Annotated in this window: 27 protein-coding genes and 1 riboswitch; of the genes, 18 read left to right on the top strand and 9 right to left on the bottom strand. The window is 60.7% G+C overall.

The window, feature by feature from the left end; genetic code table 11:
- The first annotated feature begins 9 nt into the window (after positions 1-9).
- The 15 genes from ASE76_RS20080 to ASE76_RS12325 all read left to right on the top strand — a co-directional run bounded on the left by ASE76_RS20080 (position 10) and on the right by ASE76_RS12325 (position 14,077).
- Positions 10-1,278, top strand: coding sequence for a tyrosine-type recombinase/integrase (locus tag ASE76_RS20080; RefSeq protein ID WP_082448440.1), 1,269 nt, complete (start codon positions 10-12; stop codon positions 1,276-1,278).
- Positions 1,259-3,358, top strand: a complete 2,100-nt coding sequence (locus ASE76_RS20660; RefSeq protein WP_156362739.1) for a site-specific integrase — start codon at positions 1,259-1,261, stop codon at positions 3,356-3,358. Before ASE76_RS20080 ends, ASE76_RS20660 begins: the two co-directional genes overlap by 20 nt.
- Before the next feature lie 138 nt (positions 3,359-3,496).
- Positions 3,497-5,239 (top strand): site-specific integrase, encoded by a 1,743-nt coding sequence (locus ASE76_RS20075; protein ID WP_168389251.1) that lies wholly within the window; start codon positions 3,497-3,499, stop codon positions 5,237-5,239.
- The gene (locus ASE76_RS20655; RefSeq protein WP_156362737.1) at positions 5,236-5,664 is read left to right on the top strand and encodes a hypothetical protein; all 429 of its coding nucleotides are present in this window, start codon (positions 5,236-5,238) and stop codon (positions 5,662-5,664) included. The genes ASE76_RS20075 and ASE76_RS20655 overlap by 4 nt, the downstream gene beginning before the upstream one ends.
- A gap of 16 nt (positions 5,665-5,680) precedes the next feature.
- Positions 5,681-6,514 (top strand): thymidylate synthase, encoded by an 834-nt coding sequence (locus ASE76_RS12365; protein WP_055839861.1) that lies wholly within the window; start codon positions 5,681-5,683, stop codon positions 6,512-6,514.
- Between the two features lie 584 nt (positions 6,515-7,098).
- A riboswitch (Fluoride riboswitch) is annotated at positions 7,099-7,171 on the top strand.
- 81 nt (positions 7,172-7,252) lie between these two features.
- A complete protein-coding gene (locus ASE76_RS12360) occupies positions 7,253-8,590 on the top strand; it encodes a voltage-gated chloride channel family protein (RefSeq protein ID WP_055839859.1) in 1,338 nt (445 codons plus the stop codon).
- Positions 8,587-9,015 carry a hypothetical protein gene (locus ASE76_RS20970; protein WP_201781861.1) on the top strand — a complete coding sequence of 143 codons (429 nt, stop codon included), beginning with the start codon at positions 8,587-8,589 and terminating at the stop codon, positions 9,013-9,015. The genes ASE76_RS12360 and ASE76_RS20970 overlap by 4 nt, the downstream gene beginning before the upstream one ends.
- On the top strand, positions 9,015-9,455 hold the full coding sequence (locus ASE76_RS20070; protein ID WP_236698429.1) for a hypothetical protein: 441 nt from the start codon (positions 9,015-9,017) through the stop codon (positions 9,453-9,455). The genes ASE76_RS20970 and ASE76_RS20070 overlap by 1 nt, the downstream gene beginning before the upstream one ends.
- A 57-nt stretch (positions 9,456-9,512) precedes the next feature.
- Positions 9,513-9,872: a DUF190 domain-containing protein gene (locus ASE76_RS12350; protein ID WP_055839853.1), complete on the top strand. Its 360-nt coding sequence runs from the start codon at positions 9,513-9,515 to the stop codon at positions 9,870-9,872.
- A 35-nt stretch (positions 9,873-9,907) separates the two neighbouring features.
- Entirely contained in the window at positions 9,908-10,522 is a 615-nt protein-coding gene (locus ASE76_RS12345) for an ATP-binding cassette domain-containing protein (RefSeq protein WP_055839850.1), read from the top strand.
- Entirely contained in the window at positions 10,519-11,310 is a 792-nt protein-coding gene (gene fetB / locus ASE76_RS12340; RefSeq protein ID WP_055839847.1) for an iron export ABC transporter permease subunit FetB, read from the top strand. Before ASE76_RS12345 ends, fetB begins: the two co-directional genes overlap by 4 nt.
- Positions 11,311-11,495: 185 nt before the next feature.
- A complete protein-coding gene (locus tag ASE76_RS20065; RefSeq protein WP_168389250.1) occupies positions 11,496-12,221 on the top strand; it encodes a 2,3-diphosphoglycerate-dependent phosphoglycerate mutase in 726 nt (241 codons plus the stop codon).
- A 79-nt stretch (positions 12,222-12,300) separates the two neighbouring features.
- A complete protein-coding gene (locus ASE76_RS12335; RefSeq protein WP_055839844.1) occupies positions 12,301-12,678 on the top strand; it encodes a hypothetical protein in 378 nt (125 codons plus the stop codon).
- Positions 12,679-12,714: 36 nt separating this feature from the next.
- Positions 12,715-13,239, top strand: coding sequence for an RNA polymerase sigma factor (locus ASE76_RS12330; RefSeq protein ID WP_055839841.1), 525 nt, complete (start codon positions 12,715-12,717; stop codon positions 13,237-13,239).
- Position 13,240: 1 nt separating this feature from the next.
- Entirely contained in the window at positions 13,241-14,077 is an 837-nt protein-coding gene (locus ASE76_RS12325; RefSeq protein ID WP_055839838.1) for an anti-sigma factor, read from the top strand.
- On the opposite strand, the gene ASE76_RS12320 is transcribed toward ASE76_RS12325, so the two are convergent.
- The 8 genes from ASE76_RS12320 to ASE76_RS12285 all read right to left on the bottom strand — a co-directional run bounded on the left by ASE76_RS12320 (position 14,050) and on the right by ASE76_RS12285 (position 21,171).
- Positions 14,050-14,652, bottom strand: a complete 603-nt coding sequence (locus ASE76_RS12320; RefSeq protein ID WP_156362734.1) for a hypothetical protein — start codon at positions 14,650-14,652, stop codon at positions 14,050-14,052. The two genes, ASE76_RS12325 and ASE76_RS12320, sit on opposite strands and share 28 nt — an antisense overlap.
- On the bottom strand, positions 14,649-16,043 hold the full coding sequence (locus ASE76_RS12315; RefSeq protein WP_055839832.1) for a beta-propeller fold lactonase family protein: 1,395 nt from the start codon (positions 16,041-16,043) through the stop codon (positions 14,649-14,651). Before ASE76_RS12315 ends, ASE76_RS12320 begins: the two co-directional genes overlap by 4 nt.
- A gap of 31 nt (positions 16,044-16,074) precedes the next feature.
- Positions 16,075-16,497: a DUF305 domain-containing protein gene (locus ASE76_RS12310; RefSeq protein WP_082448434.1), complete on the bottom strand. Its 423-nt coding sequence runs from the start codon at positions 16,495-16,497 to the stop codon at positions 16,075-16,077.
- Positions 16,476-16,796 (bottom strand): high-potential iron-sulfur protein, encoded by a 321-nt coding sequence (locus ASE76_RS12305; RefSeq protein WP_055839826.1) that lies wholly within the window; start codon positions 16,794-16,796, stop codon positions 16,476-16,478. The genes ASE76_RS12310 and ASE76_RS12305 overlap by 22 nt, the downstream gene beginning before the upstream one ends.
- A gap of 66 nt (positions 16,797-16,862) precedes the next feature.
- Complete coding sequence (locus tag ASE76_RS12300; protein WP_055839823.1) at positions 16,863-17,543, bottom strand: c-type cytochrome; 681 nt, start codon at positions 17,541-17,543, stop codon at positions 16,863-16,865.
- Positions 17,544-17,552: 9 nt separating this feature from the next.
- The gene (locus ASE76_RS12295) at positions 17,553-18,824 is read right to left on the bottom strand and encodes a molybdopterin-dependent oxidoreductase (RefSeq protein WP_055839820.1); all 1,272 of its coding nucleotides are present in this window, start codon (positions 18,822-18,824) and stop codon (positions 17,553-17,555) included.
- Between the two features lie 112 nt (positions 18,825-18,936).
- Positions 18,937-19,989, bottom strand: coding sequence for a YncE family protein (locus ASE76_RS12290; RefSeq protein WP_082448433.1), 1,053 nt, complete (start codon positions 19,987-19,989; stop codon positions 18,937-18,939).
- A gap of 66 nt (positions 19,990-20,055) precedes the next feature.
- The gene (locus tag ASE76_RS12285; protein ID WP_055840464.1) at positions 20,056-21,171 is read right to left on the bottom strand and encodes a YeiH family protein; all 1,116 of its coding nucleotides are present in this window, start codon (positions 21,169-21,171) and stop codon (positions 20,056-20,058) included.
- A 120-nt stretch (positions 21,172-21,291) separates the two neighbouring features.
- Here ASE76_RS12285 and ASE76_RS12280 point away from each other — a divergent pair, with 120 nt between their 5' ends.
- Positions 21,292-22,242: a LysR family transcriptional regulator gene (locus tag ASE76_RS12280; protein ID WP_055839817.1), complete on the top strand. Its 951-nt coding sequence runs from the start codon at positions 21,292-21,294 to the stop codon at positions 22,240-22,242.
- On the top strand, positions 22,212-23,573 hold the full coding sequence (locus ASE76_RS12275; protein ID WP_236698428.1) for a chloride channel protein: 1,362 nt from the start codon (positions 22,212-22,214) through the stop codon (positions 23,571-23,573). Before ASE76_RS12280 ends, ASE76_RS12275 begins: the two co-directional genes overlap by 31 nt.
- A 7-nt stretch (positions 23,574-23,580) precedes the next feature.
- Here ASE76_RS12275 and ASE76_RS20060 read toward each other — a convergent pair whose 3' ends face one another.
- The gene (locus ASE76_RS20060; RefSeq protein ID WP_135148873.1) at positions 23,581-23,898 is read right to left on the bottom strand and encodes a DUF6691 family protein; all 318 of its coding nucleotides are present in this window, start codon (positions 23,896-23,898) and stop codon (positions 23,581-23,583) included.
- On the opposite strand from ASE76_RS20060, the gene ASE76_RS12270 reads away from it, so the two are divergent.
- Positions 23,888-24,088, top strand: coding sequence for a hypothetical protein (locus tag ASE76_RS12270; RefSeq protein ID WP_156362730.1), 201 nt, complete (start codon positions 23,888-23,890; stop codon positions 24,086-24,088). The genes ASE76_RS20060 and ASE76_RS12270 overlap by 11 nt on opposite strands.
- Positions 24,089-24,090: the final 2 nt, after the last annotated feature.

The following is a 24,090-nucleotide window of genomic DNA, read 5'->3' as shown; positions in this document are numbered from 1 at the left end:
CTATCAGAGATGCCCAAGAAGTCCGACGTGCGGAAGCTTGCCTTGTGCCTGGAAACGAGCCTTACGACGGTGGCTGTTACCCCTGAAAGTCATAAGTTCGCTTTGCAGTCTTCAGGAGAAGAGGTTGAGCTTTCCTTTCCGAAATCTCGGACAACCGTCTTCACGGTCACGGACCGCCACGGGGTCATTGTAAGAACGGCTTCGAACTGGCTCCGAAAGCTTTGGGCTGAAGTCGGACACTCGTACGCTGCCGACACCGTCCACCAGTACGGCAAGACCCTTAAATACCTTTGCCACTGGATCGATACGGATCCACCGCTCCCGGGTGTAAACGTCGACGAGAACATCTGCCAACTCAACAGAGACGACCTGGTGCATTGGTTGACTTTCATGCGCGATCGAGGCGTGACAGGCAGGACGCGTCACAGCAGGGAATCTTGTGTACGCGAGTTTCTGACGTGGTTGTGCACGGAGGAAGGTGGAAGGCGGAGGGACGTCGAGTATCTACCTTGGGGGCGCGATGGCGCTGCAGGCTACGTTACTAAAAAGTCAAATGCGAAGAGTCCAAAGTTCATTACAACTTCGCATGTCATCGATGTTCTAAGCGGTTTGTACAGCGAATGCGAGAGGACGGCTTTTCACGCTCAATACGACATGGGCTTACGAATTTCAGAATTAATCAATTTAAAACGAGGGGATTTGCCCGACGACAGCACCTATGATTCTGGTCATGAATGCATTCCAATTTGCATCAACGGCGTCAAAGGGCGCGCAGACCAAGGCAAGGAAAGAATCACATTAATTTCCAGAGCGGTTCTTCGCCGAATCAAGGCATACCACAATACTCGAGATTATAGGCTTGCGCCCGATTGGGACATCACAGATGCGAATAAGCCTGCTTTCCTTACGACCAATCAACTTCGTTGGAGCCTGAGAAATGCCACTAAACAGTTCAAATCGGCCGTAACGAGAGCAGGTTTGCCCCCGGAATTTCGATCTCATTGGCTACGACATGGGATGGCCTTTTCGGTCCTCCGTTCTGACGCGGGAAAAGATTTCGTCGACAGGATGCTCATCGTCCAAAAAATGCTTGGTCATAATAATTTGAGTACTACAGAGATTTATACTCAAGTGCCGCCTCAAATTCTGGACAAGTTGACAAAAGCCGGAAAACTGATCAATCGCCTTGAAGAGGCTGAGGAGATACGAGCCAAGACCTATTTGGGGCCAATTCAGCACAAAGAAAGACGCGGGCATCATGTCATCAACGCCGTATAAGATTAGCCGTCCGCCCGAGCCTACGCTTCGTAATCCATACGCCCAAGTGATTTGGATTTTCTACCAGGTTGAGCGAGAGTATGACGAGCCAACGGCGGCCAATTACAGATGGGCCAAGAATTCGTTCCTAAAATACCTTGAGGAAACTTACGCGAATAGCAAATCGTCGGAAGATCGTGTTCGATTCTATTTGCATGAGCAATGGGGAGCCGATGCGCTTGTTCGATTTTGCGACTGGCTCGGCATGAGGTTGACAAGTAAAACTCGGTATAGCCTTTACAAATGTGTGCGCAGGGTCATGGATTTCGCTTATGCGCTTCGTGTGATAGATACGGCGATCTACTCACCCGGAGTGTTTAAAGGTACTCGTGAAACGAACAGTCGTTCGGCCTATAGCGAAGACGAACAGGAGGTTATAAACGCGGCTTTGGCGAAGTGGCTTGGCCTTGCTGCGAGCGTTGTAGTGGGTTATACGCGGAGTGGCAAAGGTGTGCCCTATAAAAAAAGAAACTTTGGCTCAATTGAAATAGATGGAGCAGTTGTAGAAATCTCGGATGCTGCGAGCCTTTACAACCTCTCTCATCAAAAGCTCACCACGCGGCTGCAACAGGGTTGGACTGTCCGAGAGACACTTGGTCTGGACGAGCGTGGCAATTGTGATGCGGGCATCGCGCAACCCATTGAGGTCGAGGGGCAGACCTACCAATCCATCGCTGAGGCAGCGAAAGCCTACGGTGTTCCTGCCGGAACCGTCGCCTTACGCCTCCGCGTGGGCGGCACCCCTGAGCAAGCGCTGGGCGTCGTGCCGACCAGAGTGCTTCAATCCGACGAGCGTGCGCTCCTTTGGGCTTTTGAGAACGAGTATGAATGCGACGCGGAAGCCATGCTGACCCATTTCAATCGACGAAAACTGGGTGTTGTTTGTTCCCAGGAACGTTTGCGTGCGCTCTTTAGTCGTTGGGGTGTGTGGGCTCATGTTGATGACCGATTGGTGATGCCGCTCGCCACCGAACTCTGCGTACTTACTGGGTTGAACGTTGAGGCACTCAAGCAGCTTGAGGTTGATTCGTATCAAGATGAGCACGGTCTCACCGGCGAGCCTGTGATTGCATACCGGAAGCCGCGCTCTGGAAGTGCAACTCGGTCAGAAGATCAGAGTTTACACATAGGCTTGCTTGAAGTGGAAGAGGTTTTCGTCCCTGGGGAAATCGCAAAGCGGGTTAAGACATTAATCAACATTATCCTTGCAATTACGCTGAGGATTCGACATCACGCACCTCCAGAGCTTTCGCGGCGACTGTTCATTTTTGAAGACGTGGAGCAGTCGCGCCGAGCGGGACGAAAGGTTATTCTTGCAATCGACCCGAAAGGCAAGGTAAAAATTTGGGGTCGCAGGTTCAAGCAAGAGGAAGGTTTGCTGACTCAATTTGGAAAAGAATTCAGTTTTAACATTTCCAGGTGCCGACCGACGCTTGCAACCAACATGGTCTTGGCGGGAGCAAGCTTGCTACAAGTTCAAGCAACTCTTGGCCACCGATCAATCCTTACCAGCGCGAGTTATTTAGACGAACATCAACTGCAACCAGCCTTCAATCGAGAGGTTACAGGCGCGATGGAGCGGATCGTCCGCCGTTCTAATGAACACCGCAATGGCACTGCCCAAGAAAAGCAGGTAAAGATAGAGTCAAACAGTTCTCAATCGGGCTTTAGCGAAACCCTGTCCGGATGCGGATGCTCGGACCCTTATGCACCAAGTGAACGGGTCCAAGCTCTTACGAAGTACAAAAAAGGTTCGGTCTGCAAATTCTGGAACATGTGCCTTTTTTGCGATCAGGCTATCGTGACGGAGTCAAGTCTCCCAAAGATTATTGTGTACAGAAAACGGTTGAGCGAGGCTGTGGCTGGTGATTCACCCGCTATTCGTCCGAGAATCGGTCTCTTCAAAGATGTGATCACGCTCATTGACGGGATCCTGAAAGAAGACGTGATCTTCCCAAAACCCGTCATTGAGGAAGCGCGCGACAAGGCGGTCGCACTTGATGATGTGCTTGTGGATCAACTGATTTATCAAGGAATTTGAATGCTAGCCGTATCAAGCTTGCCCTCGTTAGACGCGCTCGTTGGCGGGCAAGCCTTATTTGCTCCCGACCTACCTGTTTGGTGTGGCAGATTCGGTGATGACGTATGGCCACTGTTGCCGTTAAGCGATCCACTTCACATGGGCAAGACGGGAAGCGCCATCATGTGGAGCGATTTCATCCACGGGCATGGATCAACTCATGGTCACCACAACTCTGCCAAAAAAGCCCGTTATGTAAACTGCCTTACACGGCAAATGGTTGATGACTTAAAAGTTGCGGCTGTTATTCATGGCTATTTTCCCGCATTGATAAAAACCTCTCGTCGCACAAAAAAGCAACTGGATCCGAAAACGGTTAAAGGCCGCATTGAAGAGCTGGTGCACATTTTCTCTGCTGCGATAATTGCAGCTAAAACAAAATACGGAAGAGTTGTGACGCGGCTGCAGGATGTTGATTTCGCCCTGTTGAAAGAATGCATCAAGGATCACCCAGGCCGTGGGGCTCATTTAAAGAGGGCACTTAAACTTGTATCTTCTCCGATGGTGCAAAGAAACTTGTCGGGTCCTTTGCAGTGGCAATTGGTGGACATCGAGAAGTCGTCCATTGCGTGGCCAGAGACTACCAACGGCGAAGGTATTCAACCATTGCCCGATCTGTACTTTTTGCGCATTCAAGATTATGCCCTCAATGCGATCGGGCGGTTCAAGTCTGCACTGGGGTTGCCAGTACATTGTTCCGAGTACGTCGCTTTGACAGATGATGTATTGGATAGTGAAAGTGGTAGCGCAATTCACGCATTCTTGACAGAGCACCCGCAAGGACCCGTCGACCGCGCAAAGTTTGATCTGCGGTTCAAGGTGCGTGCCTATCAGGTCGAGGAAATTATTGCCGACGTGCAATGCGCATCGATCATGATGCTGCTGTTGTTCACTGGAATGCGGCAAAGTGAAATTGTGCACGTGCGCAATGAGGCATTGAGTTTTGAACGCGGCTATTGGTTCATCAAATCAAAGGTCGTGAAACATCGGAAAAAAGATACTCCGACAACCGAAGGCTGGCTTGCAATCGACATCGTTAGAGATGCGTTCGAGGTTCTCGCGTTTTTCTGTCGGTTCACAGGAAGTGAATTTCTTATCTCGAGCCCCTTCGCTCGTTTTACTAGGGCATCAAGAGGTTATAGCCTCCATACCATAAGTCAAAAGCTTTCGCGTTGGCTGAGTAAGATACATGTCGATGAGAAATTCAAAGAATGGACTTTCTCCATTCATCAGTGCAGAGAAACATTGGTTTTTCAGCTTGCAAGCCAGCAGGTGAAGCTGCCATTCGTCAGTATGCAGTTAAAACATTTCCATAGTAGGTTTCACGGGATGCCCAACGAGGTGACTGCTGGCTACGGAAATTACCGCTCGCAGCTCATGACGAGCGTGTCGACCCGACTGGCACAGGCCAGCGAGTCGGCGCTGAACGACCTTTATGACGAGAACGCCAAGTTCGCAGGGGGTGGAGGGGCTGCTCACAAAATGCGGGTAGACGCCTTCTTTGCGGGGATGGCCCTATTTGGTGCGGACCGTGTCAAGTACATCAAAGCGATGGCAAGTCGCGGTGTAAAACTACAGCCTACTAGCATTGGCAACTGCACGAAGAACTTTGAATTGCCGATCGAAGACAAGCGCCCGCCGTGCTATGGCGATTACGAGTGCGATCCAGACTGCGGAAGTCATGTCATCACAGAGCGGGGTGGGATGGCTTTGAACGCGAGGCGAACGCATGCGCTGGCACAAGCGCAAGCTGAGGGCAATGCTGAGTTCAAGGTGGTCTGGCTTGGTCTTGCAGACAAGCTCGGCCGACATGCCGGAAAGTTAGTGGAGAAGGATGCATGACCTCGTCTCGCAACGCTCCGGGGCCTGATGTCAACCGTACTGCCGCCAAGAACGACGAGGCGATTCTCAAAGCACTTGCCACTTTGGCAAACCCGGCTGAGCGAAAGAAGTTAAAATTGACGGTGGGCTCGATTTGCGTGCTCACTGGATTGACGACGAACACTGTACGGTCGCGAAGTTGGGCGCTAATCAAACTCAAAAACATGAAGCGGGAGGCCAAGAATGAGTCCAATGCACTCAGTTCTGTGGATTCTCATGATGATGTTTTGCAGGTTCCGACTTTAGATGCTCTGCGTGATCGATTGCGCACTCTCTTAAACCAGAATGCGCTACTTTTTGAGGAAATCATGTGGCTTAGAAGTCAGGTCAAGAAGCGGGACGATGCGCTTTTGGCTTTGCAGGGTAAACGCCTGACTTTACTTTGAACTAGACGTCAAATTTATGAAGCAATACCTGGATCTTTTGAATGACATCTTAGACAATGGGGTGGCAAAAGGTGACCGGACTGGCACGGGAACCACATCGGTCTTTGGTCGGCAAATCAGACATAATTTGTCCGGTGGCTTTCCTTTGCTCACCACCAAGAAACTCCACTTCAAAAGCATTGCCAATGAATTGATTTGGTTTCTAAGGGGGGATACAAACGTCGGGTGGCTCAAGGAGCATGGCGTTAGCATCTGGAATGAGTGGGCAACGGAAACTGGTGACCTGGGCCCTGTGTATGGCAGTCAATGGACGGCTTGGCCAACCAAGGATGGAGGCACGATCAATCAAATTGATTACGTCGTGGACGCACTCAAGAACAATCCGAACAGCCGCCGCATTCTTTTTCACGGTTGGAATCCTGAATACCTTCCAGATGAAAATTTGAGTCCTCAGGACAATGCGAGACTGGGGAAGATGGCTCTTCCTCCCTGCCATCTGCTTTACCAGTTTTATGTGGCGAACGGGAGGCTTTCTGCACAGTTGTACATCAGAAGTTCAGACAGCTTCTTGGGGCTTCCTTACAACATCGCATCTCTCGCACTACTCACGCACATGCTGGCTCAGCAGTGCGATCTGATTGCCCACGAAATCATCGTAAGCATCGGCGACTTGCATGCTTACTCAAACCACATGGACCAAATTCACACGCAGTTGAAGAGGGATGTGCGAGAGTTACCGAAGCTCACCATTGCGCGTAAGCCTGATTCGATTTACGACTATCGTTTTGAGGATTTTGTGATCGAAGGATACGACCCCCATCCACCCATTTCTGCTCCGATTGCGGTCTGAGACGGCACCCGCCATGACTCGCTTCTTCGGAGCGAAAGTGAATAAGCGACGGCTCTTATGGCGTCTTGAACCGATTCGACTCAAGGCGAGACAGCCGAGGCCGGGGCTCATCGCCTTTCTTGCGCTCATGTCGGTGCGTTTGGGCGAGCGATCAGTCCAGGTTAGTTCGGCAAAAATCCGTTTTTAAACGTGCTGTTTGCACGACTGGACTTCCGCCTTGGGCTCCGAGCAGCGGCTGTGAGGGGTCCGATGACGGCTAAGCAGCGATTGCTGCCGGCGACCGTCGGCCGATCAGTGTCTGCTCTAGGCGGGGTAGCTGCCGTTTGCTGACGGCTGACGGCTTATTTCGGATGAACACCCCTACTGTGCGGCGTCGCCCACATCAACGTTCCTGACGTCGCCATTGCTGCCGGCGAGTGCGATGCTCCCTGCACCAGCTGCCCCAGGTGATGTAAATGTCGGGCAGGGTATGTTGCAAGTACGACCTCTTCATGACTTGCCGAGTTGATGTTTGCCTTGTGATCTGAAAGCAGCCTCAACCGCATGCCGCGCCGTTTTACTTTTTCCAGTCCATTTCGCTATAATTTTTCGACGGAGATGGCATTCCTTCCGTGAACCGCCCTGGCATCGCCCGGGGCTAATGATGCCTACAGACACCTGATCACATTACAGGGCTGTAGGCGTTCGCGCTCAGATTCTTTGCTTGGTCAGGCCGATTGATTCGTTTCCTTGACCCGCATGAGCCGATTTAGACGACCTGAACAATTCGACCTGCTGCCGTACATCGGCAAGTGGCTCGTGATTGCCTCCGTTGTGGCCTTCCTGGCCGGCAGCGCTTCCGCACTTTTCCTCTTCGCCCTCGACCGCGCCACGGCTTGGCGCGAAGCGCATCGTTGGATCATCTGGCTGTTGCCCCTCGCCGGTGGCGCCGTCGGCTGGGTGTACTTCAAGCTCGGCAAGCAGGTCGAGGCCGGCAACAACCTGCTGATCGACGAGATCCACGACCCGAAGAAGGTCGTGCCGCTGCGCATGGTCCCGCTCGTCCTGGGCGGCACCGTCATGTCACATCTCTTCGGCGCGTCCGTGGGTCGCGAGGGGACGGCGGTGCAGATGGGCGGCGCACTGGCGGACCAGCTCACGCACGTCTTTCGAATGCAGCCTGCCGATCGCCGCATCCTGCTGATGGCGGGCATCAGCGCTGGCTTCGCCTCCGTGTTCGGGACCCCGCTGGCGGGGGCACTCTTCGGCCTCGAGGTGCTGGCCATAGGCCGGATGCGCTACGACGCCCTATTTCCCTGCATGGTCGCTGGCATCGTGGCCGATCAGGTCGGCATGGCCTGGGGCGTGCACCACATGCACTACGCGATCGGAGAGGTGGTCGCGGTTACGCCTTGGAGCGTCGGAGCCGTCGTGATCGCTGGTGTGATTTTCGGTCTCGTCGGCCTCGTGTTTGCGACCGCGACGCACCAGCTCGGAGGGCTTGTCAAGCGATGGATCTTTTATCCGCCGCTGCGCCCGATGTTGGGCGGCATCGTGATCGCGCTCGCCCTCTGGGCTCTCGGCAGAGCGGGCTTCGATGCGCATCGCTACATCGGGCTGGGCATTCCTAGCATCGTCAACGCCTTCCAGGAACCTTCGGCGCCGTGGGATTTTTTTGGCAAGCTGGCCTTCACCGTCACCTCGCTCGGCACAGGCTTCAAGGGCGGCGAGGTCACGCCGCTGTTCTACATCGGCGCGACCTTGGGCAACGTCCTGGCGCCCATGCTGCAGCTGCCCTTCGCCATGCTCGCCGGCATCGGCTTTGTGGCCGTGTTCGCGGGCGCGGCCAACACGCCACTGGCCACCATCGTCATGGCAATCGAACTGTTTGGGCCGCAGATCGGACCGCTCGCAGCCATCGGCTGCATCACCAGCTACCTCTGCTCCGGCCACACCGGCATCTACCACTCGCAGCGCGTCGGCCACATCAAACACCATGGCGGTCCCCCAGAGGAACTGCGTATCGCCGATGTCCCGCAATTCCGTAAAAAGCAGCAGACCCAGCACGTCTCCGCAACCAGAGATGACCGCTCATGAGTCGCGCTGAAAACTATCCGTCGACGGTGATGGCACTGCAGCTGTATTTCCCAGCCGGCAGCCATGCGAACCCAACCCGTATCTGGTATCACCTGAGCGTTCCAGGGTTTGCGCAGCAACTGTTGGTCTCGGCAAAGCGCGCGCACCTGCAGTCGGCGCTGCTCTACCACGTCACATCGGACCACCTCAAACGAGAGCGCGTGACACATCACCAGATCGACGGCTCCCACATGCTGCATCCGCAGTGCCTGGAGCTGATCGACACCGAAATGCAGCTACGGGCGTTCATCTGCCACGCGCAGCGCGTCCGCCCCGGCAAGCATCGCCAATCCTTGCCCAAAAACCCTCGGCAGGCGGACATCGCTCAGTTCCGGCGCAAGCAGAAGCAGGAGAAGCAGGACGTCGTTTTGCAGGAGACGAAGTAATGACGACTCAGGCCTCCACTCCTACGTACGACCTGACCGTTTTGCGTCTGTACTTTCCCGCCAACAGCCGCGCCAAGGCCACGCGTTTCTGGCACCGATTGGGCGCGCCCGCGCTGGCGCAGCATCTGTTGGAGGTTGCTCGTCGCTCGGGCATTCAGCAAGCCTTGCTGTACCCCATCGGATCGGGCTACCTGCCAGGGGAGCGGCTCACGCACCACCACCTTGAAGGCCATGCTTTGCGACATCCGCAATGTCTGGAGTTGCTTGACTCTGAAACTCGGCTTCGGACCTTCATGCAGGAGCACGCGGAGGAGTTGGGCAAGGTGCGGGCCGTTCTTTTCGCTTGCGAGCTTCCAATGACCGACGGCGAGTCGGAGTCGCCAACCAACGCCCAATCGTGCCGACCGCCAGTGCCGCCATCAACGGCACGTGGCTCATGAGAGTGCCAGTCACGGCATCGGTTTCTCTTTTTCGTTCACGCTCACCAGGAGTTCATCATGAAGGGTTTCCAGATCACGTTCTTTGCCGAGCAGGAACATCGACACGACCACACCCCCATGGGAGACTGGCTTTTGCAATTTGCCAAAGACAACGGTGCGTTGGGCGGAAGCTTGATGGGCGCGGCTACGGGTTTCGGATCCGCCGGAAAAATGCATTCCACTCACTTTTTCGAACTGGCCCAGCAGCCTGTGGCGGTGACCGTATCGGCCACGGAAGAGGTCGCCGAACGACTGCTTGCAGCGATTGCGCTTGAGCCGGTCACGGTGTTCTACATCCAGGTGCCAATGGTCTACGGGCGGATCGGCAAAGCAACGCCGCCCGCGTTGGCCGGTGATGCCACTGATGCCGGCGATTGACCGCAGCGTTGACCTTCGCCGAGGACCGTTTACGAATGACTGTCGACAACTGCTTGCTGGCGATCTCCGGTCTTGCGTCGCCGTTCGGCGGTCCGTTCGATCTGGCCTTGAACGCCGGCGAATGTGTCTGCGTGCTCGGCAGATCAGGATCGGGCAAGAGCGTCCTGCTGCGCCTGATCGCCGACATGGACCCCGGCACCGGCGGCGTGAACCTGGCCGGGAAACGCCGGGAGACGTTTGCAGCGCCGGCGTGGCGAGGTCGTGTGATCTACCAGTCAGCCGAACCCGCTTGGTGGGCGTCAACGCCGGCAGCCCACTTTCCGTCTGCCGCGTCGAGCCGGGTCGCCGAACTGATGGCGGCGCTCGGGCTGAGCCCGGACCTGCTGGACGCCGACATCGCACGCCTTTCGACCGGCGAGCGTCAACGCCTGGCGCTCGTCCGCTCGATGGTGCGGGAGCCCGACGTGCTGCTGCTCGACGAGCCTTCGGCCTCGCTCGACGGCGCCTCCACGCTGGCGATGGAATCCCTGCTTCTGCAACAGCTCCGCTCCGGCCTCGGCATCGTGATGGTGACGCACTCGCGTGAGCAGGCTGTGCGGATGAGCCATCGCCACTTCGAGATGCGCGACGGCAAGCTGCACGCGCCATGAGCACCATCCATCTTCACGCCACGGACGTGGCGCTCGCCACGTTGCTGGTGCTGATCAACGCCCTGGCGTCCGTGCTCCTGCACCTGCAGTTGCATCGGCAGGTGCTCTGGGCCGCTACCCGCATGGTCGTCCAGCTCCTGCTGGTCGGCCTGGTGCTGCGCTTCGTGTTCCAGGCGGCGTCGCCGGCGGCCACTCTCGGGATCGTCGCGCTCATGCTGCTGGCGGCCGCGCGCGAAGTCGCAGTGCGTCCAACTCGGCGTCTCAAGGGTGCCGGGAGTCACCGCATCGCGGCGGTGGTCGTCGGCTTCTCGAGCATCGCCACCGTGTTGCTCGCATTGATGACGGCGATCCGCCCGCAGCCCTGGTACGACCCGCGCTACGCCATCCCGCTGATGGGCATCGTGCTCGGCAGTGTGCTCAATTCGGCCAGCCTGGGTCTCGACAGCTTCTTCGAAGGCATCAGCACCGGGCGCCCGGCGATCGAGGCGCAGCTGGCGCTCGGCGCCAGCATCCACCAAGCGCTGGCCGCACCGATCCGCCATGCGATCCGCCGCGGGATGATTCCGATCATCAACCAGATGTCGGCCGCGGGTGTCATCACGCTGCCCGGCATCATGACGGGGCAGTTGCTGGCCGGCATGGATCCACTCGAGGCCGTGAAATACCAGATCCTGCTGCTTTTCCTGCTCACAGGCGCCGGCGGTCTCGCGTCGGCGGGCGCGGTCTATCTGGCGGCGAGGGCCGTCACCGACGACCGACAGCGCCTGCGCGCAGATCGACTGAAGTAACACTCAGATCATGTTTCAAAAATCCCGAATCTAAAGAAGATCATGAACAGGCACCTTGCTTGCGCGCTCGTTTGGGCATCGACGCTGCATCTGCGACGTTCGATGGCCCGGCTGAGAACACCCACGCCACTGGATCCGCATGCCGACAGGCAGGGCAATTGAACGTGTCGGCGCCACGATCGCAGGTGCAACTGCTGCTCATCCGACACGGTGAGTCCGAATGGAACCTGGCACAGCGTTTCACCGGCTGGGCCGACGTGGGCCTCACGCCGCGGGGTGTGCGTCAGATGCAGGAGGCCGGCCGTGCGATTCGGCGGTCAGGTCTGGTCGTCGACCGCGTCTTCTCCTCGATGCTGGTCCGTTGCGTACGGTCTGTCGACTGCTTGCTGCTCGCAGCGGGAAGTCCATCGGCGCCACGCACAGCCGACTGGCGGTTGAACGAGCGGCACTATGGTGCATTGACGGGGTCATCCAAGGCCGAAGCCATCGCGCGGTACGGTGCCGATCAGGTGCAAGCTTGGCGCAGGTCGTACCGCGCGGTACCGCCGCCGTGGACTCAGGACGATGTCGGTCGGGTGGCGACGGATCCATCGATGGAACCACCCTGCGCAGGGCTGGAACCCCTGCCCTTGGCGGAATCACTCGCGCAAACCGTTCTGCGGGTGACCGCGCTCTGGCAGGAACTGATCGAACCATCATTGGCGTTGGCCCAAACGGTAGCTGTCGTCGGTCATGGCAACAGCCTGCGGGCGCTGGTGATGCAGCTTGAAGAACTCAGTGAACAAGCGGTCTCGTGCCTGGAGATCGCCAACGGCGAAATGCGTGCCTATGAGTCAGGCGCTGGTCGCACACTGCATCTGCAATGCATCTGGCAGCCATCTGCGCTGGCGCCCATCTCAAAAATTCTTTGAGACAGCGGAATAAACGCAGGCGGCCAAGCGTCTGTCTGGATGTCAACTCTGACCAATTCCATCTTCCACAGGACTTCCCATGAAATCTTCCCTTCTGCCCACCCTGATTCTTGCGCTCGCCGCGCTCGCCTCTGGCGCCGCTATGGCCGCCGCTCCTGTCAAGACAGCCGGCGGCATGCTGGTCAACACCAGCGGCATGACGCTCTACACCTTCGACAACGACACGGCGGGCAGCGGCAAGAGTGCCTGCAACGGCCCGTGCGCCGGACTGTGGCCACCGGTGATGGCAGAAGCGGACGCGAAGCCCGAAGGCGACATGACCATCGTTGTGCGCGACGACGGCACCAAGCAGTGGGCCTACAAGGGCAAGCCGGTGTACCTGTACAAGTCCGACATGAAGGTCGGCGACATGACTGGCGACAACTTCAAGAACGTCTGGCACGTCATCAAGCCCTGACCGACCAGAACGGAAGAGAGCACGACGCTTCATCCCATGCGCGCACAGGACGAAGCCTCGATCGTCGCCTGCATTCCCAGCCTGCGCCGTTACGCGCGCGGGCTGGTGGCAGACACCGAGCGAGCTGACGACCTGGTGCAGGACACGCTGGAACGGGCTTGGAGTCGGTTCTCGCTTTGGCAGAAACGCGGCGACATCCGCGCCTGGATGTTCGGCATCATGCACAACCACTTCATCGACGGTGTACGCGCCAAGGGCAGGCGACCCGAGGACAGCGCGGGCGACGACCTGCCCGAAATCCCACAACGAGCCAGCCAGTCCGACGGCATCGAGGTCCGCGACCTGGACCGCGTCCTGCAGCGGCTGCCCGTGGAGCAACGCGAGGTGCTGCTGCTCATCGCAGTCGAAGAAATGAGCTATGCAGAAGCCGCCACCGCGCTCGGCGTGCCCATCGGCACGGTGATGTCCCGCCTGGCGCGCGGCCGTGACAAGCTGCGACAGGAACTGCAAGGCCGCGCGCCATCAGCCCAAGTTGCCGCGCCCCTGCGCAGGATCAAGTGACATGGACTCTCCCCCACTCAAACCCATTTCCACCGACGGCATCAAGCCGGTGACCGAAGCCGATCTGCATGCTTACGCGGACCAGCTTCTGGACTCTTCGCGGCATGTCGAAATCGATAAATTCCTGGATGCCCACCCGGCCGAACGCCAGCGCGTGGACGATTGGCGTGCCCAGAATCTGGCGCTCAAGCAGTTGCTCGACCCGGTCCTGTCCGAGCCCTTGCCGTTGCGCCTGCCGCTGAAGCCGGCGCCGGGGGCGGGCTGGCAGGAATGGCCGTGGCGCTCCCTGGCAGCCGGCGTGGCGATCGCGGTCGTCAGCACCGGGTCGGCTTGGTGGGGCCGTGGCGCCTACGATGGGCAACTGCAGCGCAGTGCCACGCTGGCGGCGGCGCGAGTGGGCACGCTCAATGGTTTCGCTCACCGTGCAGCCGTGGCCCACGTGGTCTACAGCCCGGACGTGCGTCGTCCGGTGGAGGTCGGCGCCGACCAGGAGCAGGCACTCGTCACCTGGCTGACCAAGCGCATGGGCACCGAAGTGAAGCCGCCCGACCTGCGCGCCCTGGGCTACGAGCTCATCGGCGGGCGGCTGCTGCCGGGCGACAAGGGGCCGGTGGCGCAGTTCATGTTCGGCGGCGCAAAGGGCGAGCGTCTGACGCTGTACGTCACCCGCGAGGACGCCGGACGCGAGACGGCCTTCAAGTTCGGCCAGGATGGCCCGGTGAATGTCTTCTACTGGGTCGACAAGGAATTCGGCTACGCCATCTCTTCAGGCGACAGCAAGTCCGAAATGCTGCGGGTCGCGGAGGCGGTCTACAGCCAGCTCGAAGTGCACAAGTAGTCTTGGCGCCCGATGGGCCAGGCATCGACGGGATTTCCGTTGCGGCCCATCGGCCAGTGGTCCAGCCAGTGCTGCAGCACGGCGACGTCATCCGCTCGACGCCGCCGGTGCAGCGAGTGTCCCTGGCCCGAATGCGTCAGGTGCACCAGATCGGTCGACAGCGGTGGGCTCTGGTCGCCGAAGTACCAGAAATGCCACGACACCAGGGCGTTGAGGCCCGCAATGTCTCGCGCGGCCTCGCTGTCGTCGTGCAACGTGTTGGCCACCTGCTTTATCGAGCCGTTCGCCATCGCCCGATAGAAGTTGTCCGGGGGGCCATCGCCGCCAGGTCGCTTGGCGACAAAGCGCGGGTCCGCCCAGTAGTCGCCCAGCGCCATGACCTCATCGACGCGCATCGCGTAGACGAGCTGGTCGTTGTGGCGGCTGCGCAGGCCGACGATCCAGTCGCCGACACGTGCCGAGCGACGAATCTGCGGCTTGCACACAGCGAGCGAGCACCAGCCGTGAAAAGGATTCGGCGACCCGCCGCGGTCTTGCCGCACGACGTAACGAAAGATGCGCGGGCCTTGGATCACATCGGGCTGCGCAGAACCACCTTGGCTGCATCCATCGGCCCATCGCCTTCGATGACCACGATCGATGCGGTCTTCGGATTGGCTTCCGACTGCAGACGAGTGACCTCGCGGATTTCGCCGATCGCCGTGCCGTCGGCCATTCCCATCGGATTGGTCTTGAAGCTGGCGACGGGCACTTTCTGATCGCCCACGTAGATGCTGTAGACCGTTTCCGGCTTGAGTTTGTAGAGGAACAGTTCCAGCGCATCGACCACGCCGAAATTGCGTGCCACCACGAAGCCCTTGGCGTCGCCGGAATCGGGCATGAGCGGAATGTTGACCGGCGCCGCGTTCGCCAGCGGCTTCAGGTTGTCCGTGCCGGCACCCGACGGCACGGCGTTCGAAACGTAGACCAGCGCCTGCGGAGCCTGTCCAATCGGCACTGCCGCGATGACTTTGTCGCTGGCGGTATCGATCACCTGGACCGCATCGCCGTTCTCCAGTCCGACGTACATGCGCGTGCCGTCGTCCGATGGCCAGACGCCATGCGGCAGCGCGCCAGTCGCGATGGTGTTGAGCAGCTTCGCCTCGCCATCGGTCGAGTAGACCTTCACGACGTTCTCGCCACCCACGGCGACGTAAGCCAGCGTGCCGCGCGCGGTTTTGGCGAAGCCGAGATGGTTGGTGATGAAGCCGGTGTCGATCACGCTCGTCACCGCCATCGACTTCACGTCGATGCGAGTGACCTTGCCGACGTCCTTGTGGCCCATCCAGACTTCCTTGCCGTCCGGCGTGAACTGCAGGAACGGCGAGAACGGACTCACGACCGGAATGCGCTTCACGATCTTGTACGAGCGCGTGTCGACCACGGCCACTTCGGGCGTGAAGCTCGACACCACGAAGGCGCGCCCACCGTCCGGCGTGAACAGCACCATGCCGGGACCCGGCGCGGTCTCGATCCGGCGTTTCTCCTTGAAGGTCTTCGCGTCGATCACCGAGACGTAGTTTTCTCCGCGCACCACGGCCCAGACCTCCTTGCCGTCGCGCGTGAAGAAGGCCTCGTGCGGCGAGCGGCCGACGTAAGTCACGCCCTTGACCTTGTTGGTCGCCGTGTCGATGAAGGTCACCGAGTTCGAGCCGTTGGCAATGGCGACCAGCGCGCGGTGGTCGGGCGAGAAACCGAGGCCGTGAACGTTGATCTCGCCCTTGTAGATCGGCGACAGCACGTCGGGGCGCTGGTTCCCCAGCTTGATCTGGCCGAGCAATGTGTTGGTGTTCGGGTCGATCACCGACACCGTGTTGGTGTTCTGGTCTGCGGTGTAGACGCGGTCGCCGGGATTGGAAGCGGCCGATGCACCGAAAGATGCAACGGCCAGCGCCGTGGCAAGGACAAGGGGTTTGAGTGAATTCATGAAAGGTCCTTCTTCGACGTGTCTGGAGCGACTACTTGGCGGGTGATGCGTGGCGTGCGAGCCAGGCCTGCATCAGCCGGATCTCGTTGGACTGCTCGGTGATGATTCCCTGCGCGAGGTTGCGCACTTCCGGGTCTTGCGTGTTGAGCAGGATCGACTTGGCCATGTCGATGGCGCCCTGGTGATGGGGAATCATCATGGTCATGAAGTCGTGCGCGGGCTGGCCGTTCATGGGTGCGGTGCGCATGTCGTGGTCCATTACGGCCATGGCATCGCCCATCAGCGCATCGAAGGGCTTGGCCGTGCTGGCCATGAAGCTGGGAGGCACGACGCCCTCGGCTTTCATACTGTGCGCGTGCATGTCGGCCGCCTGCGTCAACGTGCTCCCTGCGACCAGCAACCCGAGGAACCCCGCACGAACGAAGCCGCTGCTCATGCCGCTTTCTTGTTCCATGCGCTGCACCAGCCCGCAGCAGCGACCTGCTTGCCGGCGAACAGCGGGCAGCCGCCCGTCGCTTCCTTGGGCTTGCCTTGAAACAGCTGACAGTTCGCGCAGTTCTGGCTGGCCGCGTGATTGGGGAATTTCTTGGCGTCGACCTTGGTGGTGTCTTCCTTGTAGCCGAGCGCCACGGCCTGAGGATCGGTCTCGGCCAGCTTCGGGCCACCGGACTGTGCGTGGGCGGCGGAGACGGACAGCGCAGTTGCCGCGCCGGCAACTTGCAAGATGAAAAAGCGGCGATTCGTGGGGGTCATTTTTTTAATCTCGTGGGGGGTTTTTAGTCGTTGCCGGAGTCATCGCTCCGGCGATCGGGGGCGTGCTTACTGCTTCAAGACGAACGCAGCCAGCGCTTTCACCTCTTCGGGTTTCAGTGCGGCGAAAGGCGGCATCGGCACGCTGCCCCACTTGCCGACGCTGCCGCCACGGATGCTGGCCTCCAGCTTCGACTGCGCCTGCTGATCGGCCTTGTACTTTTCGGCGATGTCGTGATAGCCCGGACCGACGATCTTCTGGGTCAGGCCATGGCAACTCAGACACGCGTTGCTCGCAAGAAGCGCTTGGACGTTGACACTCCCGCCACCAGCTGGTGGCGCGGCCGCAGCACCCGGTGACGTTGGCGGAGCGGGCGGCGCAGACGCTGGTGTGGATGCGGCGATCACACTGGCGTCTGTGGCCTTCGCAGACCCGTAGGCGACCGCCAAATAGGCACCCAACTGCTTGACTTCGTCATCACTGATCGGCGCACCGTAGGTGTGCTGCATCTTGGCCATCTCGGCGGTCCACTGCGTCTGCGTCATGCCGGGTGGCTGGTAGTTGACGTAGTCCGCCGAATGGCAGATCGCGCATTTCTGCATCGCGATGGCGTAGCCCGGCAGCTTCGACGGGCGCAGCTTCGACGTGTCGGGCTGCAGCTTGATGTCGGGCGGCGCGGCCAACGCGTTGAACGCGATCAACACGCAGCAGCCAAGAACGGCGCGGGCCAAAAAAGTGGTGGTTTTCATGGCGTGTCCTCAGGCGATGGTGACCGGCGTGGACTCGACCACATGGCGGCGGTAACCTGCCGGATTCCAGTCCACCGTGGCAGGCTGGCCTTCGCCCTTCTGATTGGTCGCGCGGACCATGAGCACGGCTCGGCCCTTCTTCGCGAAGCTCACCGGTGCCCGCCATTCCCGAAACGAGAAGCGCCCCAGATCCTTGCCGAGCGTCGCCGCCTTCCAGCTCTGGCCGCCGTCGATGGAGACTTCCACCGTCTTGATGCCGGCACCGCCATCGAAGGCGATGCCCTTGAGTTCGATCGAGCGAGCGGAAGGCAGGATGCCACCGGCCTGGACGCTGGTGATGAAGCTGCGCACGGGCAGCGTCGAGATCGGCCGCGTCTTCGCCGCTGCGGAACCCGGTGCCACGCACTGGCAGTCGTTGTCGGGCACGCGGTAGGCGGTCGTCATGAACAGCGCGTCATGGCCGTCGAACACATGGTCGATGACCTCGATTTCCGAGAGGTGCTTGACCCAGTAGGTGCCGAAGTAGCCCGGTACGATGAGCTTGACCGGGTAGCCGTTGAGGAACGGAAGGTCCTTGCCGTTCATGCCCCAAGCGAGCATCGGTTCGTCCTGCAGCGCGTGTTCGATGTCCAGCGCCTTGCGAAAGTCCGAGGTCGCGGGCAGCACCGGCGTGTCGAGGCCGTTGAAGGTCACCTGCCGGGCACCCGCAGCCACACCCGCCTTCTCGAGAACCTTGCGCAGCGGCACGCCGACCCAGCGGGCATTGCCCATCGCGCCATTGGCGAGCTGGGCGCCGAAGACGCGCGGCGACGAGTACCCGCGGCTGTTGCCGGAACACTGATTGACCGCCACCACTTCCACAGGCTCTGCCAATGCCTTCAGATCGGCCAGCGACAGGTTCAGCGGCGTGTTGACCTTTCCCTTGACGGTGAGCCGGTAGGTAGCAGGGTCGACCGCCAGCGGGATGTTGGCCAGGTGGTAACGCACGAAGAAAGCGTCGTTGGCGGTGATCGGCCCTTCGTTGAAGACTGAGAACGGCGTTTCCAGATGCGGCGGCCGGGTGTGAACGCGAATCAGCGGCCGTTTTTGCGGGTACGTCACCATGGGGCGCGGTCCGTCGGCAAAGGTCACGCCTTCGCCAGTATCGCGACCAGCCGCCAGCGCGGCGAGCGGCGACGCACCCAGCGCGAGAAGACCGGCGCCCTGGACGAAGCGCCGACGGGATGGAGGGCGCTTGGCGTCGTGCTGCGCGGTGGGTGTGGCTTCGCGACCTGATCTCATGGTTTGTCTCGTTTGTTAGATAAATACAGTGGCTATTCAGGGTGTCTTCCAACACCACTTCTCGAAGATTGCTTGTGCTGCAGGCGATCTCAGGTAGTCCACGAGCGCTTCTTCACGGCGCGGCCTTCTGCATCTTTGCCGCAGGCGCAGCCAGCGTCGCCTCCACACGGTTGCTCGCCAAGTCCACTTTGGCGATTCCCAAGTCTTCGTTCAGAACATAGGCCGTCTTGCCGTCGCGCGTGAAGACGATGGCTTGCCGCGGCTCCTTGAATCCGGTGATGGTGGCGACCACGCTCTTGCTCGCTACATCGATGACGGACAGGGAGTTGTCGCCCAGGTTGCCGGCGTAGACGCGCCTGCCGTCGGGCGACAGCGCCGCACCATACGGGTCCTTTCCGACGGGAATCGTCGACTCGATGGCGCGCTTGTCCAGATCGACGACCGCGATGGTGTTGCTGCCGCTGTTTGCAGCGAAGAGCGTCTTGCCGTCGGCGGTGACTGAGATCGCGCGCAGCTTGTTGAACCCGGTGATCTCGCCGTCGATCCTGTTGGTCGCCGTGTTCACGATGGTGATCTTGTCGCCCATGAAGTTGGTGACGTACAGCGCCGATCCGTCGGGACTCAGGCGCACGCCCTGGCGCGGCTGCGCGAAGCCGGTGATGACGGCGCGCGGTTCGCCGCTTGCGAGATCGAAACGCGTGACGGTGCTGGCGGCCTGGTTGTTCACGTACATCGTGGCGCCGTCCTTGCTCAGCACGGTGCCGAAGGCACCGGGGCCTGCCGGCAGGCTGCTGACCGTCTTCAGGCTGGACGTGGCGATCTTCGCCACGGTGCCCAGGCTGCTGTCCGAAACATAGAAGAACTCGCCAGACGGCGCGAACACGATGTTGCGTGGCGTCACGAAGCCATCCAGCACCTTGCGCACCTTGCCGGTCTTCAGGTCGTAGACGACGACGTCCGGGCGTTCGCTGTACGACACCACGGCCGTGCCCTCGTCCGGGCTGAGCGCCAGCGAATTGTTGTGGATGGCACCGTCGAAGGTCCAGCGCTGCGTCGCACTTGCGGACGCTGCGACAGGCGCCGGCTGTGCCGTGACCGTCGAAGGGATCGAGGCGAGTGTCGAGAGGGCGAGGCACAGCGAGAGTGCAAGAGGACGGAGTTTCATGAGATTCTTTCGGTTGTCTGGATGGATGGACGAATGGCGGGGGCGATTTATTCCAGGTCCGCCCTGTCATTTGAGGAGTGCAGTGATTCCCGCGTTGATGGCGAAGCCGCCGCACACCAGCCAGACGAAGAGCACGGCCGCCAGCGCCAGCGGCTTGATGCCGGCCTTGCGGATGGCCGAGACGTGCGTCGTCAGCCCGAGGCCGGCCATGGCCATCGCCAGCAGCACGGTGTCGATGTCGATCACCTGCGTCACCACCGCATGGGGCAGCAACGCGAGCGAGTTGAGCCCGGCGACCGCCACGAAACCGAGGGCGAACCAGGGAATCACGATGCCGCCGCGTGGCGAGGCTTTGCTTTCGTCGCCGCCGTCGACAGCATCGGCATCCTTGGCGCTGGAGCGGGAGAGGTAAGCCGACAGGATGATGAGGAACGGCGCCAGCATCATCACGCGGACCATCTTGGCGATGACGGCGGTGTTCGCAGCCTGCTCGCTGACGGCACGACCGGCAGCGACCACCTGTGCCACTTCGTGGATGGTCGAGCCGGCGAACACGCCGTAAGCGGTCGGCGACAGGTCGAACAGCCGGTATTGAGCGACCAGGTGATACAGCACCGGATACAGGAAGATCGCCAGCGTGCCGAACACCACCACCGTGGCCACCGCGACCATCACCTGCTCGGCGCGACCGCGCACGACGGGTTCGGCCGCCATCACAGCTGCCGCGCCGCAGATCGAACTGCCGGCGCCGATCAGCATGGCCGTCTTGCGGTCGAGCCCGAAGACTCGGGTGCCGAGGAAGCAGGCGAGCCCGAAGGTGCTGCACAGCACCGTGGCGTCGATCGCGACGCCGGTCCAGCCCACGTTACCGATGTCCTGGAAGGTCAGGCGCAGGCCGTACAGGATGATGCCCAGGCGCAGCAGGTTGGCCTTGGAAAAGGTCACGCCGCCGCCGGCCGCGGCGCCTATGCGGGGGTAGACGGTATTGCCGACCACCATGCCCAGCACGATGGCCAGGGTCAGCGCGCTGATGCCGTTGGACTGCAGCCAGCCGATCTTGCCCAGTTGGATCGACACGAAAGCCAGAGCGCCCGTGAGTGCGAGACCAGGAACCAACAGGCGTACACGGTGCATCGCTGCGGGGGTGTGCGTCAGGTGGGCTGCGGAAGTGGCGGTGTGCATCGTTTTCTCCATCACGTCGTTTTCGGAAGGCATGAACGAACTTTGAACCGGCACGATCTATCCGACAAACGGATACTTCCGCTATAACCTAGCCATCGAACAGGTAACGAAAGCGTTTGGATGCGCCTGACATTGCGTCAACTCCTGATCTTCACGGCCGTGGCGGACACCGGCAGCACCACGGCCGCCGGTGAGCGCGTCGCACTGTCCCAGTCGGCAACCAGTGGCGCACTGAACGAACTGGAGAGCCTGCTCGGCGCCCAACTGTTCGACCGCATCGGCAAGCGCTTGCTGCTGAACGACAACGGCCGTGCGCTGCTGCCGCAAGCCAGGTCATTGCTCGACGGCGCACAGGAGATCGAAAGCCGGTTCGGTCTCGGAAGCGCGGGCGCTGACACCGCGCCGCTGGTCACGCGACTTCGCGTCGGTGCCAGCACGACGATCGGCAATTACGTGCTGCCGGCGCTGATCGCCGGCTACAGCAGGACGTGGCCCGGTGCCGCAGTGGATGTCGTCATCGGCAACACGCGCGACATCGCTGCGGCCGTGACCCGCCTGGAGGTCGACATTGGTCTGATCGAAGGGCCCTGCCACGAGGCCGAGCTTCGAGTGACGCCATGGCTTCAGGACGAGTTGGTCATCGTGGCTGCACCGACGCATGCGCTGGTGCAGGAGGGCGTGCAGGCACGCGTTCCGTTGAAGGCCTTGCGGCAGGCACGCTGGTTGCTCCGTGAGCCGGGTTCCGGCACGCGCGAGGCCGTGGAGCACGTGTTGCTGCCGCACCTCCACCACCTGGACGGCGACATGCAGCCGGGCAGCACCGAGGCGATCAAGCAGGCGACGGCCGAAGGCCTCGGGCTGGCTTGCCTGTCGCTGTGCGCGGTGCAGGACCTGGTGACACTCGGCAGACTGGTCGTTCTGCGAACCACGTTGCCTCGTCTGACTCGCCGCTTCTATCTGGTGCACCATCAGAAAAAGCGCCTTTCGGGCAACCTGCAACGCTTCGTGGCGCACTGCGAGCGTCTTGAAATGGAATCCCCGTGGCTGCCAACGAATTTCCCGAAGAAGTAGCGTCTCCCAGACGCGGTCGTGCGCGCCTGTGGGCCATGGGACCGGCTGCCGAAACGTTGCGCGTCTGGTGGTGGGCGGCCGTGACGGGCGCGCTCGCTGCGGCTGCCGTCTTGGGCTTCCGGTGGTTGACGCAATGGGTCGAGGAACTCGCGACCGGTCAGCGCGGCGGACTGGTCGAAGCCGCGTTGTCGTTGTCGCCCTGGCACCGCGCGCTGGTCTGCACCTTGGGCGGCTTGCTCGCAGGGCTGGTCCTGCAAGGCGGAACGGCCTGGGCCAGGCGGGGCCCGGGCGGCGCGGCGAACCTCGACTACATCGATGCCGCGCGCGCAGGAAGAGTCGACCTGAACGATCGAACGACGTTGACACGCACCGTGTCCGCGCTCTTATCCGTCGGCACGGGCGCTTCCATCGGACGCGAAGGGCCGATGGTCCAACTGGCTGCCTGGGTCAGTGCGCGGCTGGCACGACTCGTCGCGACGGCGCCGGAACAACGCAACACGCTGCTGGTGTGCGGCATCGCCGCAGGCATCGGCTCGGCCTATCACGCACCCATTGCGGGCGTCGTCTTCGTTCTGGAACTGGCGCTCGGTTTCCTCGCGCGCCACACGGTCGCTCCGGTGCTGATCGCGTCGGCCACGGCCAGTTCACTGATCTACTGGCTGGTCGAACCCAAACCGCTCTACGACGTTCCGCCTGTCGTCATGGCACCGACGAGCCTCGGTATCGCCTTACTCGCCGGCGTGCTGTTCGGGGGGTTGGGCTGGGGGTTGCTGGCGCTGCTGGAATCAGGGCGAAGCTGGTTCGCGCGCATCCGTACGCCAGTCCTGCGCCTGGGACTCGGGGGCTTGCTCGTGGGCCTGTTGTCGGCCTGGGTGCCGCAGGTCTGGGGCAATGGCTACAGCGTGGTGTCGCAGGTGCTTCACGGTGACCACGCCTGGCAATGGCTCGCGTGGGTGCTGCTCGCAAAAGTGGTGGCGACGACGCTGAGTTCGGGCAGCGGCGCGATCGGCGGTGTGTTCACGCCATCGCTCTTCGTCGGGGCGACCGCTGGAAGTGTCTTGGCCCAAGTGGCGGCGCTCTGGTTGCCGGCGGTGTGGGTGGGCGATCCGCGTCTGCTCGCGGTGGTCGGCATGGCGGCGGTGCTGGCCGCAGTCACCCATGCACCGCTGATGGCGATCGTGATGGTGCTGGAGATGACAAATCAATTCCAGCTCACCGTTCCCGTGATGCTAGCCTGCGGCGTGGCCTACGCCATCAGCACACAATTCGGCGCGCGACCGCTCTATGGCAATCCGATCGAATCGCCGATGGCGCAGAAGCCGAATCCCTGAGCCTGTGTTAGATCGCGGGTTCTGCACGCAGCGACTTGCGACGCTCAATGCCTTCGAAGACGATCATTCCGGTGAGCATCGCGGCGGTGAAGACAAGCGCCTCGCTTTCCCCCATTCCGAGCGCCACCAGACCCGGTCCAGGACAGAAGCCCGCAAGGCCCCAACTGACACCGAACAGCAGGCTGCCGAACGCCAGGCGGTCGATCGCTCGCGCGTTTGGCCATCTCACTGGTTCGCCCAGAAGGGATCGCGAGCTGAAGTTGGACAAGGCCGAGCAATTTGACTCCGCGTCGGGAATCGGAATCAAGGGCGTCGTGAGCGTCAAGACCCTTGCCATCGGCAATGCGACGTTGATGGAGCAACTGGGCATCGATGTAGTGCCGCTGGCGAACCAGGCCGAAGTTTTGCGCGCGCGAGGGGCCAGCGTGATGCTGCTTTGTGCAAGCGCCGACATTGATCGGGCCAGGTCGACCGACTGCAGTCAGTCTGAGGCTGCCGACCGCCGCCCGGTGTAGAA

Origin of the sequence: Xylophilus sp. Leaf220, from assembly GCF_001421705.1 — a bacterium.
Taxonomy (GTDB): domain Bacteria; phylum Pseudomonadota; class Gammaproteobacteria; order Burkholderiales; family Burkholderiaceae_C; genus Xylophilus.
The sequence above is the reverse complement of the archived record's forward strand: the minus strand, read 5'-3'. Positions and strand labels throughout refer to the sequence as shown.

Bases quoted from the DNA above. Each gene is read 5' to 3' on its own strand.
- ASE76_RS20080 (WP_082448440.1), top strand. From the start codon at position 10: ATGCCCAAGAAGTCCGACGTGCGGAAGCTTGCCTTGTGCCTGGAAACG.
- ASE76_RS20660 (WP_156362739.1), top strand. From the start codon at position 1,259: ATGTCATCAACGCCGTATAAGATTAGCCGTCCGCCCGAGCCTACGCTT.
- ASE76_RS20075 (WP_168389251.1), top strand. From the start codon at position 3,497: ATGGGCAAGACGGGAAGCGCCATCATGTGGAGCGATTTCATCCACGGG.
- ASE76_RS20655 (WP_156362737.1), top strand. From the start codon at position 5,236: ATGACCTCGTCTCGCAACGCTCCGGGGCCTGATGTCAACCGTACTGCC.
- ASE76_RS12365 (WP_055839861.1), top strand. From the start codon at position 5,681: ATGAAGCAATACCTGGATCTTTTGAATGACATCTTAGACAATGGGGTG.
- ASE76_RS12360 (WP_055839859.1), top strand. From the start codon at position 7,253: ATGAGCCGATTTAGACGACCTGAACAATTCGACCTGCTGCCGTACATC.
- ASE76_RS20970 (WP_201781861.1), top strand. From the start codon at position 8,587: ATGAGTCGCGCTGAAAACTATCCGTCGACGGTGATGGCACTGCAGCTG.
- ASE76_RS20070 (WP_236698429.1), top strand. From the start codon at position 9,015: ATGACGACTCAGGCCTCCACTCCTACGTACGACCTGACCGTTTTGCGT.
- ASE76_RS12350 (WP_055839853.1), top strand. From the start codon at position 9,513: ATGAAGGGTTTCCAGATCACGTTCTTTGCCGAGCAGGAACATCGACAC.
- ASE76_RS12345 (WP_055839850.1), top strand. From the start codon at position 9,908: ATGACTGTCGACAACTGCTTGCTGGCGATCTCCGGTCTTGCGTCGCCG.
- fetB (WP_055839847.1), top strand. From the start codon at position 10,519: ATGAGCACCATCCATCTTCACGCCACGGACGTGGCGCTCGCCACGTTG.
- ASE76_RS12335 (WP_055839844.1), top strand. From the start codon at position 12,301: ATGAAATCTTCCCTTCTGCCCACCCTGATTCTTGCGCTCGCCGCGCTC.
- ASE76_RS12330 (WP_055839841.1), top strand. From the start codon at position 12,715: ATGCGCGCACAGGACGAAGCCTCGATCGTCGCCTGCATTCCCAGCCTG.
- ASE76_RS12325 (WP_055839838.1), top strand. From the start codon at position 13,241: ATGGACTCTCCCCCACTCAAACCCATTTCCACCGACGGCATCAAGCCG.
- ASE76_RS12315 (WP_055839832.1), bottom strand. From the start codon at position 16,043: ATGAATTCACTCAAACCCCTTGTCCTTGCCACGGCGCTGGCCGTTGCA.
- ASE76_RS12310 (WP_082448434.1), bottom strand. From the start codon at position 16,497: ATGGAACAAGAAAGCGGCATGAGCAGCGGCTTCGTTCGTGCGGGGTTC.
- ASE76_RS12305 (WP_055839826.1), bottom strand. From the start codon at position 16,796: ATGACCCCCACGAATCGCCGCTTTTTCATCTTGCAAGTTGCCGGCGCG.
- ASE76_RS12300 (WP_055839823.1), bottom strand. From the start codon at position 17,543: ATGAAAACCACCACTTTTTTGGCCCGCGCCGTTCTTGGCTGCTGCGTG.
- ASE76_RS12295 (WP_055839820.1), bottom strand. From the start codon at position 18,824: ATGAGATCAGGTCGCGAAGCCACACCCACCGCGCAGCACGACGCCAAG.
- ASE76_RS12290 (WP_082448433.1), bottom strand. From the start codon at position 19,989: ATGAAACTCCGTCCTCTTGCACTCTCGCTGTGCCTCGCCCTCTCGACA.
- ASE76_RS12285 (WP_055840464.1), bottom strand. From the start codon at position 21,171: ATGCACACCGCCACTTCCGCAGCCCACCTGACGCACACCCCCGCAGCG.
- ASE76_RS12280 (WP_055839817.1), top strand. From the start codon at position 21,292: ATGCGCCTGACATTGCGTCAACTCCTGATCTTCACGGCCGTGGCGGAC.